The organism is Priestia sp. JV24 (assembly GCF_025910025.1).
Taxonomy (GTDB): Bacteria; Bacillota; Bacilli; order Bacillales; family Bacillaceae_H; genus Priestia; species Priestia megaterium.
In genome coordinates, this window is the sequence record NZ_JAPCIN010000008.1 from 12,623 (window position 1) to 32,331 (window position 19,709).

The following is a 19,709-nucleotide window of genomic DNA, read 5'->3' on the forward strand; positions in this document are numbered from 1 at the left end:
AAAGGAACATAAACAATGGCAAACGATAAAGAAAACATCTATTGGGGCGACTTAGAAGGCCGAGATTTCAAGGAGATTAGCGAAATTACAGCACCGAAGGAGGAAAAGGGAGATGGCATCGAATAAAACACCGAATTTAGGATTAGATATATGGCAACCGGATGATTTTTTCAAAAGGGCCGAGGTTAATAACAACTTTACGAAGATTGATTCAGCTCTCATAAATGAAATTGGTAATCTATCAGAAGATATGGATGCGAAGTTGGCGGATAAGGCTTCAAAAGATGAAGTTTTTACAATGGCTAATATGGGGCAAGACGTAAGGGAAGCATTGACAGGCGGAAGTGTAGCTGTCGTTGGAGTTAATGCCGTATTAACAGATAATATTGTTAATAAATCTGTTACATTAGAAAAACTGCATGATGCCGTAACTGGAAAAAATAGATTGAACTTAAATGAGGCGGTAGACGGATACCAACTAAATATATCTACAGGAGTACCTTATGCAGCTTCAAATTATGTAGTTTCAGGTTATATTCCAGTAACATCTGGAGAGTATTTATATTTTGCTACGCTTAATTCAGCAAAAACGACTTATATCTTTCCGACGGGCACAAATACAAGAATTTGTTATTACGATGCAAATAAAGCATTTATAGCCGGCACTGACGCGGCCACTTTAGGAATGGTAAGTAATACAGACCCTATTACATGTAAAATCCCTATTTCGTATGCCAATGCTAAATTTATTCGTGTAACAGCAGCTATGTCATTAAGCACGTTCAAAGATAGAAATCCATTAGTAGCGTTAACAACTGATTATCCTACACTAGCTAGTATGCTGGCAGGGTATGAGGCATATTATTATAAATTACCAAAAGACAAAATTTTAGGTCTTCCAACGAAATTATCGGATCTCAATAATGACGCTGGTTATGTTACAAACGCTGATAAATCTGTAACGATAAATATGTTGGCAGATACAGTAACGAGTAAGAATAGACTAGATTTAACTAGGTGTTTAGATAGCAAACGCTTAAATACTACGACAGGTGTAGTAGAAGATGTTTCAGGTTGGCTTACAACTCCTCTTATGCCTGCCGAGTATGGAGAATCTATTTTCCTAGCCACATTAAATACGAACAAAACACAATATCTTTATTCAGGTTACGGAAGGTACTGTTTGTATGACGCAAACAAGAAATTTATAACAGGGGTAAACTACAGTGGTTATAATTCGGCGTCTTATCCACTTCCCTTAACAGCGGATACAGTTTATATTATGTTTTCTTTGCAAATGACAGTAGCCAACCTTGCAGCTTCAAACCCAATTGTTTCAACAGCTGATCTTTACCCTACACCAGCCGATATGATGGCAGGATATGAAGCTTATTATATTAAGTTACCCGCAAGTATCATTGAGGATATTGATGGGGTAAGTGGTGATTGGAAGGGTAAAAAGTGGCTTACTTACGGTGATAGCATTACAGCTATTGGTAATGTACTTTCAACCACAGCATGGCAATACATGGTTAATCAGTATTACAAATTCGGGGACTACTTAGGTCGTGGGGTTGGTAGTAGTACGTTTTGTAAATCGACTCAAATTTGGTATGCAAATGCTGATGGAAGTTATAACAGTAGAGATACTGATTACGCTACTGCTCCATCGGGAACCACATCTCATAAGGGTTATTTCTGTTCATGGGATAGAATTACTACAATGATTCCACAAGATTGTGACCTAATTTTTGTTATGGGTGGAACAAATGATTTTGGTACTGGTAAACCAATTGGAGATTATACATGGGTTGCAAATTCAACAGCAGATTCAGAATGGGCGAATTCCTCTTATTACAATGGTGGAGATTTTAACATTGATTGTTTTAAAGGAGCTATTGCTAGTGCTGTTATGAAAATACAAGCATGGTGTCCAAAAGCCGTAATCGTCTTAGCTAGCCCGTTAAGTGGGCGTGGTGATACTGCTGGTGCTAATATGACTACACCTGTAGTTATTAATGGATTATCAACAAAAGATTTTAGAAATGCAGTACAGGATGCAGCTATTTATATGAGTATACCGTTTGTAGATGTATTTGGAACGACAGGGATCAACCAATTAAACCGCGCAACCTATATTTCGGATACCGTTCACCCTTATCAAATAAATGGTGAAAACAAAGGGAACCAGGCTTTAGCTAGAGCCGTAATTGGTGGATTAAAAGGTGTTATCCCTAATTTTAGTTAAAAGCTATAAGAATTAATTTTAAAACGCCTCGCACATGCTGCCTGGCGTTTTTATTTTACCTAAACGGAGGAGATTGCAATGAAATCAGAAACTATGCGCCTGGTTGAACGAGCCTGCGCGAATTACGGAGAAGGCCACTGTTTAATCTTAGATAGACCTTGCGTATACCAAAACGACACAACCAATTTACGTCGCTGCAGTTACTTCGAGCAAGCCGTATTGCCCGGTAATCCAACGTTAGAAGCAAAGTATCATGCGTCTCGCGGCCAAGTCGATAATAAACCTCGCTGTGAGCATTGCGGAGATCCATTTGAGCGAAAGTCTAATCGGCAGAAATTCTGCGTTGAATGTGGCGTTGAGATACGTAAGCAGAAGCAGCGAAAATACAATCGAGAATACAGAACAAAACGAGCACTTTGACGTTTGATTACGTGTTTTAATCGTCATATTAGGCGATTCTAGGCGTTACGAATCTCTCCAAAGGTATTTACATTCGAACGCTAAAATTCGCTTTCTAAATGCTCAGGCGGTCGGAAAGCCAAGCTCTCTCTCCAAATCTTAAACGAAAGGAAGTAATTCAATGAGTGAAATAGATTACGATAACATTGAGAAATTGAACGAAGACTTAGAACGTAGGCTTGAAGAACATCGACAGGAACGAATAGCACAAGGTAAACCAGCCGAAAAACCGGAGTTTATACCAATTCCATACGGTGTTCTTCTGCTCGAACGTGTTGGACCCGTTAAGGAGTTCCTTGTTAAGTATGCGGTACTTACTAATCAATCTAAGCGAGTCCCAGCATTCAATTTATCGGCTTTAGATAAATACCGACCAGATCTCGAATTATTACAAGCCGTAAAAGGAACAATGACCGGAGCCTCCGGAGCCCTAATGCGCCAAATGTTGGAAGCTATCGAAAAAGCGCAAAAGAAAGTAGCGGCAGGGTTTGAGGCAGAAGAAGAAATCTCAGCAGAGCTAAGTAAATCGCTGTATTTACGGCTACAACTTCTTGATAAAAGGGTTAGGGTATCAGATGAGCACTACTGGATCAATATGGACTACAACTATTACAAAGATAATCCAGATTTAGATAGAGATAAATCGGAGTATGAACGATTAAAAGCAAATCCTGAAGAGTTAGAAAAGGAGCTTGCAGAATATCGATCACACTTCGAATCTATAAAGGAGGAATTTTAGATGGCAACACTAAGCGACTTAAAAGCGAGTCTATCCGATCAACAAGTGTTAGCAGCGCATCTTCTAACAGAAAATGAGTTCGCTGGCAAAGAGAAACGTACGCAGGAAGAGTTAGCCGACGATTTAGGTATTACGCGTATGCAACTGTACAAATGGCGTACCGAGAATAGCGACTTTATCAAGTATCAGGCGGCATTAAGTACGAGTATGCTTGAGTCTTATCGCGCTGAAGCTGATGCGCAATTACTTAAGTTAGTTCGTGGTACTTCTAATAACGGTATTCCTAGCGTCAAAGGACTGCAGTTGTACTACGAAATCATGGGCGTTAAACAGAACAAACTTACAATCGAGAGTGAGAAATCTAGTTCCCGACGTATTTCCGATGAGGAAGTTAGCGCAGGACTTGCGGAACTAAACGACATGTTTAAAGAGAATTAATGGGCTGCCATTTGGCGGCTCTTTTTTAATATGCTAAAGGAGAGATAACTATGGATAAACAATTAATCGAGTTTGATAACGCAGTTGAAGCTTTGGGGAATTCTATTTTTTTTGATGTACCGCCTAAATATATCACAGATGTACAGCAATTCCGTGATTATTTCGATCAACAAAAGGATACTAAATTACGCAAGTTAGGATTGCATCTTATCGATGCATGCACCGCGTTTGGATTTATGTACCGCGCAAGCGTGGACTATAACAAGTTATACGATAAAACATTAGAAATAGGGCACTTACGAGGGGAGGTATATAGACGTGGCTTACAATCTCACGGCGGTGCTCCAATTAAGAGATGACCTATCTAAAGGTTTAAAGTCAGCGATGAAGAATATTGGTGCCGCACAAAAAGCTACGAATAATTACCGTGACTCGATGGGGCGCCTACGTGATGCTAACGGCCGTTTTGCTAGTTCAAATCGCACCAGTATCAGCTCAATGAACGGCTTCAAATCGGCGACACACGGCGCTATAGCAACAGTGGGAACATTAACGGCAGGCGTCTTGTCTGCTGCAGGCGCTTATAAGACGTTACAGGCTACGGTTGGTGAAGCGATGAAGATGGAACAGTCGCAGGTAACCATTGACGCCATGTTCGATAATAAGAAGCTATCTAAGCAGTACCAGGATATGCTGAACTCGTTCGCTATTAAATCGCCAGTATTAGATTCCTCTGAAATGTTTTCTAACTCAAAATCGTTTATATCGCAATCAAAGGACGTAAAGCAGTTAGAGAAAATGTGGAATTTAACAGAACGGCTACTTGCTGTCGACCCAAAACAAGGTGTAGAAGGCGCAGTAATGGCGATGAAAGAATTAATGAGTGGTGATACGCAATCAATGGTAGAACGTTTTGAGATGCCACGTAAAGCGCTTAATGACATCAAAAATCTACCGTTGGATCAGCAGTTAACAGCTCTAGATAAGCTATATAACAAAATGGGTATGACGAATAAGCTCGTAACCGCAATGGGTAGCACTTCTCTCGGTTATATTACGCAAATTAAAGAGGCACTATCTATGAAGTTTCGTGCAGTCGGATTTGAGGCATTAAAATCGCTTAAACCGGTTATTGTCGACATCAAAAATGCGGTCAGTGACGGCGCACTAGACGGTTTCTTTAATTCGATGGGCCGCGCCTTCGCTTTCTTAGGATCCGAGGCGTCTAAATTTGCGAATTACATTAAAACGAACTGGCCGACTATCAAATCGAATTTCCAATCGACACAATCGCTACTGCAGCCGGTTGGTGATGCGCTGAAATGGGTGTATGACAAAGCGAAAGTAGCAGGCGATTATATTATCCAGAACTGGCCAGCCGTACAGACGACGGTCCTTTCACTCGCAGCAGGATTCGCGACGTTAAAGGCGGGACTAGCGATTGCAGGCGCAATTAGTACGTTGACTAAAGCGTGGGCGTTATATCGTGCAGGAGCAACAACAGCAGCAATTGCGCAGTTAGGACTTAATGCGGCAATGTTAATGTGTCCTACAACGTGGATTGTGGCGGGTATAGCAGCAGTGGTCGCGGCTGGAGTGGCCTTATACCTGAATTGGGATAAGGTGAAAGCTAAAGCGCAACAGTTGTGGTCTAAATTCGGAAGTCTTATTACGAAAATACTAGCATTCTCTGGGCCGTTCGGACAGTTAATCGCAGCAGGTATTAAAGTAATGTCTAACTGGGATTCGATTAAAGCTAAAGCGTCCGTAGTATTCGGAGCAGTTGGCGGGTTCATCGACGGAGTAAAAGCCAAGTTCCATTCGTTCACAAGCGCAGTATCATCATTTAAAATGCCAAGTTTCAAAATGCCGAGCATGGCAAGCACGAAAGCCGGAATGGGACCGTCCAAATCGAAGTCGAAGAAGAAACATTATCACGGTCTATCACGTGTTCCTTACAACGGCTATCAAGCGATCCTCCACAAGAACGAGCGAGTATTAACAGCGAAAGAGAACCGTCAGTATGCAACAGGTAACGGCAGCATCAGTATCGCTAAGCTTGCGGATAGCATTGTCGTTCGTGAGGAAGCTGATATCGATAAGTTTGCTGCGTCATTAGCTCGTAAGATTTATCTTGCTGGCGAGGCAGGCGCATAAAAATAACGGAGTGGCCTCTTCGGCTTGCTCCGTTCTACATATAATAGGAAGAAACTCGCCTAAAATACCGTATATACCCACCGTACAACCAGCGTAAACATACTTCGACAATTTTTTTTCGAAAAAGGTGTTGACTCTTTAGCTATATCGTACTATAATTACATTATCGCTTTTGAACGTGATCGTACGTAGTAATACGGAACAAACGTAGTAGAAAGCTCGATACTATGCCGATGTGGCGGAATTGGCAGACGCGCACGACTCAAAATCGTGTTCCTTCGGGAGTGTCGGTTCGACCCCGACCATCGGTACTTTAGCTTTACTTGACAGGATGATTCCTGTTTTTATTTTTACTTATCGGTCGACAAATTTTGATAATATTTGCGGGTGTAGTTTAGTGGTAAAACCTCAGCCTTCCAAGCTGATGTCGTGAGTTCGATTCTCATCACCCGCTCCATACATATTGTTATCACAACGCAGTGTCTCGCTTTCAAAGCTGAGATGTTGCGTTTTTTATTTTTAGCGTAAATATAGCGTCTATCTTTTCAAGATAGACGCTATATTTACGTACATCAGTTAATGACTTGATAGGTTGCTGCGCCGCCGTGAATTTGAATGAACATGTCACTTAGGGATTTAGTTAGTTTATAAGCCTGTTCTTCTGAAAGTGAAGGCTTTAAATAAATGAACTGTACAGCTTGTGTTGTCTTTTCAGTTACGTACGCTCGGTTAGAATCGACATAAGGGCTTCCGAAAGCTCCTAGGGCATCTTTAGAAATGATTTTATTTTCTAAAGAAATGTTACGTTCATTTAGAGCTTCATAAGACTCTTCTTTTTTACCGATAGTAAATTTGATGGGGCCTTCTAAATTAGAGGAATCATACATTCCAATTGGGACTTCATATTGCAATGAAAAAAAGTTGTTAATGTCCACAGCAGAATTGATAGAAGGCAAATACGTTTGTTTTCCTATTCTTCTAATTAAAGCTTCTATAGAAGGACGGTATTTACTTGGATCAGTTCCAAATGTTTTGAAAAGCTTTCTCCACTCGCTAACACCTTCGAATTCTGTTACTTTTTTTGACTCAAGGTCGAAATAAATGGATTCTTGAAAGAGGCGCAGACGTCCTTTTAGCATTTGAGGAGAATCGCCAACTTCAATATTTTTATATTGAATGATTCCCATTTTAAAAGAAGGGCAAAGCTGTTTAATAGCGGGCGATAATGTAAAGTTCATTTTTTTGATCCTTTCTATTATAATTAGTATTTGTTCGTTTATAGATACCATCCTATCATTTCGTTGAGTGAGAAAACAGTTCAATGCATGAATATATAGAATTTCTTAGAAAGGAGGCCATTATTCACTATGAATGCGTATCAGTTGAAGGAAGAAATTATTTCATATAGCAAAGAGATTGGAATCGATAAGATTGGATTTGCGAGTGCTTCCATGTTTGATGAGTTAAAGAATCGATTGTTAGCACAGCAAGAGTTAGGTTATGCTTCAGGCTTTGAAGAACCTGATATTGAAAAGAGAGTAGATCCCACATTAGTTGTTCCAAAAGCTAGATCGATTATTTCAATTGCACTTGCGTATCCTTCTAAATTAAAGGATGCACCAAAGAGCACAAAGGAAGATCGTCGAGGAATCTTTTGCCGTGCTTCTTGGGGGCAAGATTATCATACGGTTCTACGTGATAGGCTTCAAAAGCTTGAAACCTTCATAAAAGAAAAAGTACCTGCAGCTATCCTTCAATCGATGGTAGACACAGGTGAGCTGTCGGACCGAGCTGTAGCAGAAAGAGCTGGTATTGGCTGGAGCGGTAAGAACTGTGCCATTATTACACCTGAATTTGGTTCCTACGTGTATTTAGGAGAAATGATTACAGATATCCCGTTTCCTCCTGATAAACCGATAGAGGACGGTTGTGGTACTTGTAATAAGTGTGTTGATGCGTGCCCTACGGGTGCGCTTGTAACAGGTGGTCAGCTGAATTCGCAGCGATGCATTGCCTTTTTAACCCAAACAAAAGGATTTTTAGCTGAAGAATTTCGAAGTAAATTAGGCAATCGTTTATATGGCTGTGATACATGTCAAACTGTGTGTCCTGAAAATAAAGGAAAAGACTTTCATTTTCACCCTGAGATGGAGCCTGACCCAGAACTTGCGAAGCCTAAATTAAAACCGCTTTTAACGATGAGTAATCGTGAATTCAAAGAGAAATTTGGACATGTTTCAGGTTCTTGGAGAGGGAAAAAGCCAATTCAGCGTAATGCCATTATTGCACTGGCCCATTTTAAAGATCAAACCGCCGTTCCAGATTTAATTGAATTAATTAAAAATGACGTTCGCCCTGTCATTCGAGGAACAGCGGCATGGGCGTTAGGCAAAATTGGCGATAAAGAAGCGTTAGATATACTTATGAACTTAAGAGAAAAAGAAAAGGACCAAGAAGTAATTGAAGAAATGTCAAAAGGTATAGAGATGCTTCAAGAGATCTAAACCTTATTTTTATTGATAAAGTTAGCTAATGAGTCATAGCGTATAATAAACGCTTAGAAAAGTGGTGACATTATGCTAACAAAAAGGAATGTATTATATACTTTAATTAAAGCGCGTGCGGACAGCTATGTAAAAGGTGAGCTTCATGAAGACTTTAAGCCTTTCATTGAACATCAGTGTGAGCTAAAGCGGTCTCTTATAAAAAAAAGAGAAGTTGATGTTTTAAAATGTAATATGAAAGGTTCTATTCAATCTGCTCATACGGATCAGGAAGAAACAAGAGTATTATATAAGGTGCACATTCAGGCATTTTTAAAACAAAACGATTTTTTCTATATAGAAGAAGAAATTGAAGATCGTTTAGCTCTTTTTTATAAAGATACGCTTATTCAAGATGAGCTGCTGATAAAGGGTTTTTCTGAAGATAAGGCTGAAATGGATGTAGAAGAAGTAGAGGAAGACGAAGAAAGAGCCTCTTATTATGATCGTCTTGCGGCTGTTCAGTATGCAGAAAAACATTGGGATAAACCTAATGAGAGTTATAAGCAGTTTGAGGTAAACTGCACCAACTATATTTCACAGTGTTTGCATGCAGGAAAGGCGCCGATGCGGGGATATCCTAAAAAAGCAAACGGATGGTGGATGAGAGGGAACGCCTGGAGCTATAGCTGGGCAGTTGCTCATTCCATGCACAGCTATTTAAGTAACTCCAAATCAGGACTTCGGGCTGTGAGGAAATCTTCAGCAAGCGAACTTGTCCCGGGAGACGTTATCTGCTACGATTTTGAAGGAGATGGAAGATGGAATCATACGACGATTGTTGTAGCAAAAGACGGTCACGGTATGCCTCTTGTGAATGCGAACACGTATAATAGTCGAATGAGATATTGGGCTTATGAAGATTCAACGGCTTACACGCCAAAGATTAAGTATGATTTTTTCCATATCGTTGATCGGTAAGTCTTTCGTTTTAGCAAGTTAGTGGTATAATGATGAATAGATTTGTTAGCAGAGGTGAAAATTTGTGGGAGTACACGTAGTGTTATTTCAACCAGAAATTCCAGCAAATACAGGAAATATTGCGCGAACATGTGCAGCAACAAATACGACGCTGCATTTAGTTCGTCCGTTAGGCTTTTCAACAGATGATAAAATGTTAAAGCGAGCTGGATTGGATTATTGGGAATTTGTAAATGTGGTGTATCATGATTCATTAGAGGAAGTATTCGAAAAGTATCCTGAAGCAGGTTTCTACTTCATCACAAAATTTGGTCAGCAGCCACACACAACATTTGATTATAGTGACTTAGAGCAGGATCATTTCTTCGTATTTGGAAGAGAAACAAAGGGTCTGCCAAAGCACATTATTGAAGAGAACATGGAAAGATGTCTTCGTTTACCGATGACAGAAAATGTTCGTTCTTTAAATTTATCTAATACAGCAGCTATTTTAATCTATGAAGCGCTGCGTCAACAAAATTATGCTGGTTTATCTTAAGTAAAAAGCGAGGTTCAAATTTTATTGAACCTCGCTTTTTTATTTATGTCGACGATGATATGTAGTGGTTATTTTTTAACGCCCGGTTTATCATTGTATCCCGCTCTGAAGATGGATGCTAAAAAAGCAATTGTTACTCCTAATACTAAAAGTAAGCGCATTGATTTTCCTCCTCAATCTAATTAAAAGGATTATATAGCTACTGCAGTTAAAACCGACTTCCCATATCTCATGATGATAATAATGACAAAATAACTCTTCTAGAGACATAAGTTCTCTAACAAAGTTTAGCCGTTCCTTCTTACTCTTTTATTATAGCTAATAAATACTTTACTGTGAATGCCTAGCAAGGACAAATTTCTGAATTTTACAATTTAAAAAGCATGTTCAAACATTTTGCTGCATAGATTGTATTAATCTTGTTCACTAGCACCATAACTAGTAGGGGAGGTCCTTTAATGGATATATTAAAGAAAGTTGAAAGATACCGCGAAGAAGAGAATCGTCTTAAGTGGGAAGGGACATTTGAAGAGTACCTAAAGCTGATTAAAGATGAGCCTTTAATTGCTCAGCCTGCACACTCTAGAGTATACAACATGATAAAGGATGCAGGAATTGAAGAGGTAAATGGTAAAAGACATTATAAATTTTTCAGTGGACAAATGTTTGGACTTGAAGATTCGCTAGAACGCTTGGTGGAAGAATATTTTCATCCAGCTGCAAAGCGTTTAGATGTTCGTAAACGTATTTTACTTTTAATGGGTCCAGTAAGTGGTGGTAAATCGACGCTAGTGACCATGTTAAAAAGAGGGCTTGAAGCTTATTCGCTTACTGATCGAGGAGCTGTTTACGCTATTAAAGGATGCCCAATGCATGAAGATCCGCTGCATTTAATTCCACATCATTTACGTAAAGACTTCTTTGAAGAGTATGGTATCCGAATCGAAGGAAACTTATCTCCTTTAAATACAATGCGATTAGAGGAAGAGTATGGCGGGAGAATTGAAGACGTCATTATCGAACGCATTTTCTTCTCAGAGGACAAACGAACTGGAATTGGAACGTTCAGTCCTTCTGATCCGAAATCTCAAGACATTGCCGACCTAACAGGAAGCATTGACTTTTCAACAATTGCAGAGTATGGATCTGAATCAGATCCGCGTGCTTACCGCTTTGACGGAGAGCTTAATAAAGCAAACCGGGGAATGATGGAGTTCCAGGAGATGTTAAAATGTGATGAGAAATTTTTATGGCATTTACTCTCTTTAACCCAAGAAGGAAACTTTAAAGCAGGAAGATTTGCTTTAATTAGTGCAGATGAATTAATCGTAGCGCATACGAATGAAACAGAGTATCGCTCGTTTATTTCCAATAAGAAAAATGAAGCTTTGCATTCACGAATTATTGTAATGCCTGTTCCATATAACTTAAAAGTGAGTGATGAGGAAAAAATTTATGACAAGATGATTCGTGAAAGTGACGTATCAGATGTTCATATTGCCCCTCATACGTTACGTATTGCTTCTATCTTTACTACATTAACGAGATTAAAAGAGCCTAAAAAAGGCGATATCGATTTATTAAAGAAGATGCGCCTATACGACGGTCAATCTGTAGAAGGCTATAACGATGCAGACGTAGAAGAGTTACAAAAAGAGTATACGGATGAAGGAATGAGCGGTATTGATCCTCGTTATGTCATTAATCGCATTTCATCTACCATCATTCGAAAAGATATTAAATCAATCAATGCATTAGATGTACTGCGTTCATTGAAAGAAGGGCTGGCACAGCATGCGTCTATTTCTGCTCAGGATCGAGAGCGTTACCTGAATTATATTTCTCTGGCGCGTAAAGAATATGATGAAATTGCTAAAAAAGAAGTGCAAAAAGCGTTCGTTTATTCGTATGAAGAGTCCGCTAAAACATTAATGGATAATTATTTAGATAATGTCGAAGCATACTGCAACAAAAATAAGCTTCGTGATCCGCTAACAGGAGAAGAGTTAAATCCAGATGATAAATTAATGCGTTCAATTGAAGAACAAATTGGTATTTCAGAAAATGCAAAAAAAGCATTCCGCGAAGAAATCCTAATTCGTATTTCGGCTTATGCACGTAAAGGAAAACGATTTGATTATAATTCCCATGAGCGTTTACGCGAAGCGATTCAGAAAAAATTGTTTGCGGATTTAAAAGACGTAGTGAAAATTACAACATCCACTAAAACACCAGATGAGCAGCAGCTGAAGAAAGTAAATGAAGTAGTGGCTCGATTGATTGATGAGCATGGATACAATTCAGTATCTGCTAATGAACTGCTGCGCTATGTAGGAAGTTTGTTAAATCGATAACTCAGTACTAACAAGAAAACATGGCACTTCCGATCTGTGCCATGTTTTTCTTATCTCTTAAAATAAACTCTGCATAATTAGGCTAATGTGTAGTACGCATTGCACTTAACCATCATATGATAAGTCATAAACATATACATGACACTAGACACTATAAAATGAATAGTTAATAGTGAAAGAATTAGTTAGCAAGTATACCATTCTTGCGCATAGGATAAGAGTAACCAACCTTTGAACTAAAGGTATTTGTCAGAAACTTTCGGTATAGCTTATGCATGCCGAGTAAAAACGTGCAGGTGTTTTTTAAATAAGGAGGGGAATAGCGTGGGAAAAGAAGTAGATAAAAGTTTTGCTGTCTCAAAAGAAGACTGGTCCCTCCATCGTAAAGGCCACGATGATCAAAAAAGACATCAAGAAAAAATTAAAGAAGCAATTAAAAATAATTTACCGGATTTAATTACAGAAGAAAATATCGTGATGTCTAATGGAAGAGAAGTTGTTAAAATTCCGATCAAATCATTGGATGAATATCGAATTCGGTACAATTATGATAAAAACAAACATGTGGGTCAAGGTGATGGAGACAGTAAAGTTGGGGATGTAGTAGCACGTGATGGATCTGCTGGAGATGGTCAAAAAGGAGCAGGGAAAGGTCAAGGAGCAGGTGACCAGGCTGGAGAAGATTACTTTGAAGCAGAAGTGTCTCTTATGGAGCTTCAAGAGGCTTTATTTGCTCAATTAGAACTGCCTAATCTTCAGCGAAAAGAATCTGATCAAATTGTTGTGGAACACATTGAATTTAATGATATACGACGTACAGGTTTGATGGGGAATATTGATAAAAAACGAACGATGATGAGCGCTTATAAGCGAAACGCAATGACAGGAAAGGCTGCTTTTCATCCTATTTATCCGGAAGATTTAAAATTCAAAACGTGGAATGAAGTTATAAAGCCGGAATCGAAAGCAGTCGTCTTAGCTATGATGGATACGAGCGGTTCGATGGGCATATGGGAAAAGTATATGGCACGAAGCTTTTTCTTTTGGATGACACGCTTTTTACGTACGAAATATGAAACAGTGGAAATTGAATTTATTGCGCATCATACAGAGGCAAAAGTAGTATCAGAAGAAGACTTTTTCTCCAAAGGAGAAAGCGGAGGAACCATCTGTTCATCTGCTTATCGAAAAGCGCTTGAATTAATTAACCAAAAGTATGATCCGAGCCGCTATAATATTTACCCGTTCCATTTTTCAGATGGCGATAACTTAACTTCAGATAACGCAAGGTGTGTAAAGTTAGTAAATGAATTAATGAAAGTGTCAAATATGTTTGGATATGGGGAAGTGAATCAGTACAATCGACATTCCACTTTAATGTCTGCTTACAAAAATATTCAAGACGAAAGTTTTAGACACTTTATTTTAAAACAAAAATCAGACGTTTTTCACGCGATGAAAAGCTTTTTTAGAAAAGAAACAGAAGACCAGAAATATGCGTAACCTAAAAGGCCTAGACTTGTTATCTAGGTCTTTTTTATGCGGTTTATTCAGCGCTTCTTTGGAGATAGTAAAAGTACGACTTTATCCAAAAGGAGAATAAGTGAATGAACGAAAATATAAAGAGCGAAATGCAAAAACATCAACAAAATCAGCGGTTGAACGCAGCTGAGTTAGGTTACTTATGGGCGCAATATTTAGGCGATACGCTGTATGTATGTGTTCTTGGGTATTTTCTATCTGTTGTAAAAGATGCCGAGATTAAGGAGCTCTTAAAAAAAGCCCATCAGATTTCACAAACTCATGTAGACGAATTGACGGAATTATTCAGTTCAGAAAAAATTCCAATACCAGTAGGTTTTGGGGAACAAGATGTGAACAAAGGAGTTCCTGCTTTATTTGATGATATTTTTATGGCTATTTATGTAAATGAAATGGCAATTGGAGGTATGAAGAAATATGCCAGAGCCCTAAGCGCAGTAAGAAGGCAAGATATTTATGATCACCTGTCTCGATGTGTAAAAGAAAGCGACAGTCTTTTAGAGAGTTCTAACCACGTTATTTTAAGAAAAAGCATGCTGATGAGACCTCCGTTTATTCCTTATCCTGTAAAAGTGAATTTTGTGGACCAGAAAACGTTTATATCACCACTTTTCTCTCAAATGCATCCTCTAACTTCTTTGGAGATTACGGCTATTCAAGAAATTGTTAATACAAATGTATTAGGTAAAACGCTGATGCTGGCCTTTAGTCAAGTAGCCACCACACAAAAATTACGCTCTTATTTTTTTGATGGAGTCAAGCTTGCGAGTAAGCAAATCAAGCACTTTACCGAGTTACTGTCTGAAGCTGATTTACCAAGTCCGCGTCTGCTTGATGCGTATGTAACCAACTCAACGATTTCACCGTTTTCAGATAAACTGATGATGTATCATACTTCCGCAGCGGTGACGATCGCTATTGATAACTGCGGTGCTGGCTTGTCTATGTCGTTCCGTTCGGATGTAGCAGTAGAATTTTCTCAGCTAATTGGACGTATAGGAAAGTACGGAAAAGATGGAATTCGGATTATGATTGAGCAAGGTTGGATGGAAGAACCTCCAATGGCAACAGACCGTAAGAAGTTGGCGGAGAAATAATAAGGAGCATGTTGTGGGTTATCAGTAATTTTGCGGTACTGAAACATATATAGCTAAGCGAAAATAGATTGCTCTAGACCCACTTGAATGAGCAGTGATAAGATAAAAAAGCTGATTTTTCAAGAAGTAAGTCGAGGTGTGGAAATGAACAACAGTATAAGGGAGTCCATTGCGAAAAAAGTAGCATGGATTAGCGTATGGAGCAATATTGCTCTTACGCTAGGAAAAGTAATAGTAGGATGGATTGGAAATAGTGATGCTGTATTTGCTGATGGTATTCACTCTGCAGCGGACGTATTTGCCTCTATTATTGTCTTATTGGTTATACGAGTAGCAAATAAACCAGCAGATGATGACCATCCATATGGACATGGAAAAGCAGAAGTGATTGTCTCAGGAATCGTAGGAATTATTTTATTGCTTGTATCATTTTATGTGGTATTTGAAGGAGTCGTTGGTTTATTCCATCCGGTTGAATCTCCAAATATTTTAGCCATGTGGATTGCTGTTATTTCATACATAGCAAAGGTATTGTTGTACCGTTATTCTTTAAACGTAGCGAAGCAGCACCACAGTAAGGCAATTGAGGCAATTGCTTTTGATCATAAAGCAGATATTGTTGCTTCTATTGCAGCGGCAATTGGTGTTTTATTATCGATTATTGGTGATAAAATGGATGTTCAACTGCTGTTATACGGAGATAAAATAGCAAGTATATTTGTTGCTTATTTAATTTTTAACATTGCCAGACAAATGATGGGAGAGTCTTTTCAAATCTTAATGGAAGGCAATATTGATGAAGAGCTACTGAAAGAACTTGAAGAAAGCATTTATGAATTTGAAGATGTGAAGCGGATTGATCGCGTTCGAGCAAGAGAACATGGCCATTACATATTAGTGGATGTACGTATTTCAATTGACCACTTTAAAACAATTAAGGAAGGTCATGATTTAGGACGAGAAATCAAAGCAACACTTATGAAAAAACATGATAATATTCAGGAAGTATTAATCCATTTGAATCCTTATTATCCAGATTAAATAAGAAGCAGCGAAGTGTTACTCGCTGCTTCTTATTATTTATATATGTAGAAATTAATGAAATGAGTAGCATAAAATAATGAGGATTTTTATTTATAAAGAATCAAGTTTAATAAAATTGTATAAAGGGAATTGTATTTATTTATTGATGTGATAGGATAAAAAAGCATGTAAATGCATTCACTACGAATGAAAGCAGTGGACGGGTACATATAGATAATAATAAATGGTTTTGGGAGTCAAAGAAGGTGATGTTGAAGTGAATGTAAGCATCAGGTCAATCGTTAAAAAAGTCATGTTCATTCTATTTATTGCGTATACGGCAGTGGTCATTTATGCTACTCTCATACGGGAAAACGAACATGTTTACGGAAAAGCAATGAACTTGGATTTATTTAGCACGATCCGTCTGATGTGGGACAGCGGGAATATAATGCTCACTCTGACAAATATACTGGGGAATATCGTGATGTTTGCGCCGCTTGGAATGTTTATCCCTTTGTTTATGAAGTGGTTTGACGGTTTTATTCAAGTGTTTACGACAGGTTTCTTAATCAGTTTTCTGATTGAAATTTTACAGTACAAGCTAACGGAACGAGTATTTGATATTGATGATATCTTTTTGAATACGCTAGGTACATTTATAGGCTGGGTTATTATTAAAATACTATATTGGGTCAAGAACGTGCTGAAAGCACGTTTCAAAAAAAGATAAAGAGATGGAGACATAACTGAATCAATAGCTAGAAAGCAGCTACAGATATGAAGTCTACGTTTACCATCACAATGAAAAGATCCGAACGATGAATCGTTCGGATTTTTCTTCAACTAAAATATTTCTGGCTCAGCTTTTGCTTCTTGCTGATAGAAACACTTAATGCAGCGTCTTACGGAAGAATGTGAGGATTCAACGATAATGTGCTGACAATTTTGCTGAACAAATAATAACTTTCTTTCAAGCTGCTTAATTTGTTCTTTAAGCTGTTCTACTTCATTATTGATAGATATTTGAACCACTGTTAACAAACTCTTTAGCTTTTTCTTTCATTCCTTCTTTTCTTACTTCGTTTACATCTTTTTCATTTTCTTGAGCCATGTTACGAATATCTTGAGAAATACGCATCGAACAGAATTTAGGTCCACACATTGAACAGAAATGGGCTGTTTTAGCACCTTCAGCGGGAAGTGTTTCATCGTGATATTCTTTTGCGCGCTCTGGATCTAGTGACAGGTTAAATTGATCATTCCATCTAAATTCAAATCTTGCTTTAGACAGCGCGTTATCGCGTTTTTGTGCTCCTGGATGGCCTTTTGCTAGGTCAGCGGCATGCGCAGCAATTTTATAGGTGATAACGCCTTCTCGAACGTCTTCTTTATTTGGCAGACCTAAATGTTCTTTTGGCGTTACGTAGCAAAGCATAGCTGTCCCAAACCAGCCAATCATTGCAGCCCCGATACCTGATGTAATATGGTCATAGCCTGGAGCGATGTCGGTTGTAAGCGGTCCAAGAGTATAGAAGGGAGCTTCTTGGCATATTTCCATTTGTTTATCTACGTTTTCTTTGATGAGGTGCATAGGGACATGTCCAGGGCCTTCAATCATAACTTGAACATCGTGTTTCCAAGCAATTTTAGTTAATTCACCAAGCGTTTCTAATTCACCGAACTGTGCCTCATCATTGGCATCTGCAATGGAACCAGGACGTAGCCCATCGCCAAGCGAAATAGAAATATCGTATGCTTTACAGATTTCACAGATTTCTTCAAAGCGAGTATATAAAAAGTTCTCTTCATGATGAGCTAAACACCACTGCGCCAAGATGGATCCTCCGCGTGAAACAATACCTGTCGTACGTTTCGCTGTTAGAGGAATATAGCGTAAAAGTACACCTGCGTGAATAGTAAAGTAATCAACACCTTGCTCTGCTTGTTCAATTAATGTATCGCGATATGCTTCCCACGTTAGATCTTCTGCTACACCTTTTACTTTTTCAAGCGCTTGGTAAATAGGAACGGTCCCTACAGGAACAGGCGAGTTGCGGATAATCCATTCGCGCGTTGTGTGGATATCCTTTCCTGTTGATAAATCCATAATTGTATCGGCTCCCCAACGCGTTGCCCATGTCATTTTTTCTACTTCATCTTCAATAGCTGAACGAATAGCTGAATTTCCGATATTAGCATTGATTTTCACATGGAATTTGCGGCCGATAATCATCGGTTCGCTCTCAGGGTGATTGATATTATTAGGGATAATCGCACGTCCTCTTGCTACTTCTTCACGCACGACTTCAGGATCCATCTGTTCACGAATAGCGATAAATTCCATTTCGGGCGTGATGATTCCTTTTTTTGCATAGTGCATTTGCGTTACATTTTGATTTTTTTTCGCGCGCAAAGGTAAACGATTAGTGATAAAGCGCTCATACTGATCTCTTGGATCACCATCATAATACCCGTTATCCTGTGGCTGAACCGTACGGCCTTGATATGTTTCTACATCGTTTCGTTCTGCAATCCACTTTTCACGCAGAGCCGGTAATCCTTTTTGTAAATTAATTTCATAACAGGGATCTGTATAAACACCGCTCGTGTCGTATACACGTACGGGACTATTTTCTTCTTCCCCAAAAGATCCTGTAGTAGGAGACTGATGAATTTCACGCATAGGCACTTTAAGGTCTTCTCTAGATCCTTGGACATATACTTTGTGACTGTTTGGAAAAGGCTTTTTCATAGAAACTGATACATTTTGTTTTGACATTACATATTCCTCCGGTTTCGCATAAAGTGTAGCTATACCGAACCATAAAAAAATCGGGTTCTGTGATAGACAGAACCCGATGGAATAGGCGAAAAAAGAATAAACATATACTATTCTTTTCAAGACTACTTCCCTCCGCTGGTATAACCCAAATCAGGTTCAAAGGGTTAAAGAGTTTTATTGCACTCTTCTCTCAGTCTGAGCTATCAGACACCCCTAGTAGAAATAACATTCAAATTATTCAATTTACGGCTTAAGTTTACCATCATTCAGTAAAAAATCAACCCTTAAATAAAAAAAGCTAGACAATTAGCGTTGTCTAGCAGCATCGATTGCAATCACAATAGCTGTAATAATATGCATGATAAACCCTAAAAATGGAATCCAAGCAATCAGTGAAGTAACAATCCCTAGTATGTTTCCATACGCAGATAACCCTCGTCTATTAGCTAAAATGAGCGTGATAGCATGAAGAATAAATCCAATAAAAAGAGGAGTATAACTAAAGCCCATAACAATCCCCGCGCCAATTAAAGGAATTCCCAGCAAGGCTTCATACCCAGCAGTGACCCATTTCATTGTACGTACATTTCCATTCATAGTAAAAAGCCTCCTAAAAAAGATACTACTATATACGAGAAAAGAGAGAAAAAAGTTTCAAATTACTTAGGGGATATGTCGTATAAGCAAGCACTAGTTGATTAAAATGATAGATGACAGTAAAGGGGATGGAAAAAACATAATGATTTAGTCATTTTTTATACTAAAGAAAAATAGTCTAGATGATTCATTTTTAGCTAAGGGACCGGAATTTATACCGAACATAGTGACTGCTTTCTAAAATAAATAAAAGCTGATATCGTGTTTT

The 19,709-nt window shown here is 38.6% G+C and carries 18 protein-coding genes, 2 tRNA genes and 1 riboswitch; of the genes, 16 read left to right on the plus strand and 4 right to left on the minus strand.

What is annotated here, in order from left to right; genetic code table 11:
- The first annotated feature begins 112 nt into the window (after positions 1–112).
- The 8 genes from OK414_RS02035 to OK414_RS02070 all read left to right on the plus strand — a co-directional run bounded on the left by OK414_RS02035 (position 113) and on the right by OK414_RS02070 (position 6,498).
- On the plus strand, positions 113–2,248 hold the full coding sequence (locus tag OK414_RS02035) for an SGNH/GDSL hydrolase family protein (RefSeq protein ID WP_263046126.1): 2,136 nt from the start codon (positions 113–115) through the stop codon (positions 2,246–2,248).
- 78 nt (positions 2,249–2,326) lie between these two features.
- Positions 2,327–2,668: a cysteine-rich VLP domain-containing protein gene (locus OK414_RS02040; RefSeq protein ID WP_263046127.1), complete on the plus strand. Its 342-nt coding sequence runs from the start codon at positions 2,327–2,329 to the stop codon at positions 2,666–2,668.
- Between the two features lie 160 nt (positions 2,669–2,828).
- Entirely contained in the window at positions 2,829–3,446 is a 618-nt protein-coding gene (locus OK414_RS02045) for a hypothetical protein (protein WP_263046128.1), read from the plus strand.
- Positions 3,447–3,884 carry a phBC6A51 family helix-turn-helix protein gene (locus OK414_RS02050; RefSeq protein ID WP_263046129.1) on the plus strand — a complete coding sequence of 146 codons (438 nt, stop codon included), beginning with the start codon at positions 3,447–3,449 and terminating at the stop codon, positions 3,882–3,884.
- Positions 3,885–3,934: 50 nt separating this feature from the next.
- Positions 3,935–4,243: a hypothetical protein gene (locus OK414_RS02055; RefSeq protein WP_263046130.1), complete on the plus strand. Its 309-nt coding sequence runs from the start codon at positions 3,935–3,937 to the stop codon at positions 4,241–4,243.
- 331 nt (positions 4,244–4,574) lie between these two features.
- Positions 4,575–6,041 carry a hypothetical protein gene (locus OK414_RS02060; protein WP_264363517.1) on the plus strand — a complete coding sequence of 489 codons (1,467 nt, stop codon included), beginning with the start codon at positions 4,575–4,577 and terminating at the stop codon, positions 6,039–6,041.
- A 229-nt stretch (positions 6,042–6,270) separates the two neighbouring features.
- Positions 6,271–6,352 (plus strand) — tRNA-Leu (locus OK414_RS02065).
- Between the two features lie 72 nt (positions 6,353–6,424).
- A tRNA-Gly gene (locus tag OK414_RS02070) sits at positions 6,425–6,498 on the plus strand.
- 115 nt (positions 6,499–6,613) lie between these two features.
- On the opposite strand, the gene OK414_RS02075 is transcribed toward OK414_RS02070, so the two are convergent.
- Positions 6,614–7,279, minus strand: coding sequence for a B3/4 domain-containing protein (locus OK414_RS02075; RefSeq protein ID WP_263046132.1), 666 nt, complete (start codon positions 7,277–7,279; stop codon positions 6,614–6,616).
- 129 nt (positions 7,280–7,408) lie between these two features.
- Here OK414_RS02075 and queG point away from each other — a divergent pair, with 129 nt between their 5' ends.
- The 8 genes from queG to OK414_RS02115 all read left to right on the plus strand — a co-directional run bounded on the left by queG (position 7,409) and on the right by OK414_RS02115 (position 16,792).
- Positions 7,409–8,545, plus strand: coding sequence for a tRNA epoxyqueuosine(34) reductase QueG (gene queG, locus OK414_RS02080; RefSeq protein ID WP_016762876.1), 1,137 nt, complete (start codon positions 7,409–7,411; stop codon positions 8,543–8,545).
- A 72-nt stretch (positions 8,546–8,617) separates the two neighbouring features.
- Positions 8,618–9,505 (plus strand): amidase domain-containing protein, encoded by an 888-nt coding sequence (locus OK414_RS02085; protein WP_216877165.1) that lies wholly within the window; start codon positions 8,618–8,620, stop codon positions 9,503–9,505.
- Positions 9,506–9,569: 64 nt separating this feature from the next.
- A complete protein-coding gene (gene trmL, locus OK414_RS02090) occupies positions 9,570–10,043 on the plus strand; it encodes a tRNA (uridine(34)/cytosine(34)/5-carboxymethylaminomethyluridine(34)-2'-O)-methyltransferase TrmL (protein ID WP_016762878.1) in 474 nt (157 codons plus the stop codon).
- A 458-nt stretch (positions 10,044–10,501) separates the two neighbouring features.
- Positions 10,502–12,397 (plus strand): PrkA family serine protein kinase, encoded by a 1,896-nt coding sequence (locus tag OK414_RS02095; protein WP_263046133.1) that lies wholly within the window; start codon positions 10,502–10,504, stop codon positions 12,395–12,397.
- Positions 12,398–12,721: 324 nt separating this feature from the next.
- Positions 12,722–13,900, plus strand: coding sequence for a sporulation protein YhbH (gene yhbH, locus OK414_RS02100; RefSeq protein ID WP_013055180.1), 1,179 nt, complete (start codon positions 12,722–12,724; stop codon positions 13,898–13,900).
- Between the two features lie 104 nt (positions 13,901–14,004).
- Complete coding sequence (locus OK414_RS02105) at positions 14,005–15,036, plus strand: DUF3231 family protein (protein WP_034654646.1); 1,032 nt, start codon at positions 14,005–14,007, stop codon at positions 15,034–15,036.
- 144 nt (positions 15,037–15,180) lie between these two features.
- A complete protein-coding gene (locus OK414_RS02110; protein WP_014461808.1) occupies positions 15,181–16,077 on the plus strand; it encodes a cation diffusion facilitator family transporter in 897 nt (298 codons plus the stop codon).
- A gap of 259 nt (positions 16,078–16,336) precedes the next feature.
- The gene (locus OK414_RS02115; RefSeq protein WP_228459479.1) at positions 16,337–16,792 is read left to right on the plus strand and encodes a VanZ family protein; all 456 of its coding nucleotides are present in this window, start codon (positions 16,337–16,339) and stop codon (positions 16,790–16,792) included.
- Between the two features lie 113 nt (positions 16,793–16,905).
- Here OK414_RS02115 and OK414_RS02120 read toward each other — a convergent pair whose 3' ends face one another.
- The 3 genes from OK414_RS02120 to OK414_RS02130 form a co-directional block, all read right to left on the minus strand.
- Positions 16,906–17,094: a hypothetical protein gene (locus OK414_RS02120; RefSeq protein ID WP_034654651.1), complete on the minus strand. Its 189-nt coding sequence runs from the start codon at positions 17,092–17,094 to the stop codon at positions 16,906–16,908.
- Positions 17,072–18,841: a phosphomethylpyrimidine synthase ThiC gene (thiC, locus tag OK414_RS02125; protein ID WP_016762883.1), complete on the minus strand. Its 1,770-nt coding sequence runs from the start codon at positions 18,839–18,841 to the stop codon at positions 17,072–17,074. Before thiC ends, OK414_RS02120 begins: the two co-directional genes overlap by 23 nt.
- 113 nt (positions 18,842–18,954) lie before the next feature.
- Positions 18,955–19,069, minus strand: a riboswitch (TPP riboswitch).
- A gap of 81 nt (positions 19,070–19,150) precedes the next feature.
- The gene (locus OK414_RS02130; RefSeq protein WP_034654652.1) at positions 19,151–19,441 is read right to left on the minus strand and encodes a hypothetical protein; all 291 of its coding nucleotides are present in this window, start codon (positions 19,439–19,441) and stop codon (positions 19,151–19,153) included.
- Positions 19,442–19,709: the final 268 nt, after the last annotated feature.

Coding starts and splice junctions, on each gene's coding strand:
- OK414_RS02035 (WP_263046126.1), top strand. CDS start 113: ATGGCATCGAATAAAACACCGAATTTAGGATTAGATATATGGCAACCG.
- OK414_RS02040 (WP_263046127.1), top strand. CDS start 2,327: ATGAAATCAGAAACTATGCGCCTGGTTGAACGAGCCTGCGCGAATTAC.
- OK414_RS02045 (WP_263046128.1), top strand. CDS start 2,829: ATGAGTGAAATAGATTACGATAACATTGAGAAATTGAACGAAGACTTA.
- OK414_RS02050 (WP_263046129.1), top strand. CDS start 3,447: ATGGCAACACTAAGCGACTTAAAAGCGAGTCTATCCGATCAACAAGTG.
- OK414_RS02055 (WP_263046130.1), top strand. CDS start 3,935: ATGGATAAACAATTAATCGAGTTTGATAACGCAGTTGAAGCTTTGGGG.
- OK414_RS02060 (WP_264363517.1), top strand. CDS start 4,575: ATGCTGAACTCGTTCGCTATTAAATCGCCAGTATTAGATTCCTCTGAA.
- OK414_RS02075 (WP_263046132.1), bottom strand. CDS start 7,279: ATGAACTTTACATTATCGCCCGCTATTAAACAGCTTTGCCCTTCTTTT.
- queG (WP_016762876.1), top strand. CDS start 7,409: ATGAATGCGTATCAGTTGAAGGAAGAAATTATTTCATATAGCAAAGAG.
- OK414_RS02085 (WP_216877165.1), top strand. CDS start 8,618: ATGCTAACAAAAAGGAATGTATTATATACTTTAATTAAAGCGCGTGCG.
- OK414_RS02095 (WP_263046133.1), top strand. CDS start 10,502: ATGGATATATTAAAGAAAGTTGAAAGATACCGCGAAGAAGAGAATCGT.
- OK414_RS02105 (WP_034654646.1), top strand. CDS start 14,005: ATGAACGAAAATATAAAGAGCGAAATGCAAAAACATCAACAAAATCAG.
- OK414_RS02110 (WP_014461808.1), top strand. CDS start 15,181: ATGAACAACAGTATAAGGGAGTCCATTGCGAAAAAAGTAGCATGGATT.
- thiC (WP_016762883.1), bottom strand. CDS start 18,841: ATGTCAAAACAAAATGTATCAGTTTCTATGAAAAAGCCTTTTCCAAAC.
- OK414_RS02130 (WP_034654652.1), bottom strand. CDS start 19,441: ATGAATGGAAATGTACGTACAATGAAATGGGTCACTGCTGGGTATGAA.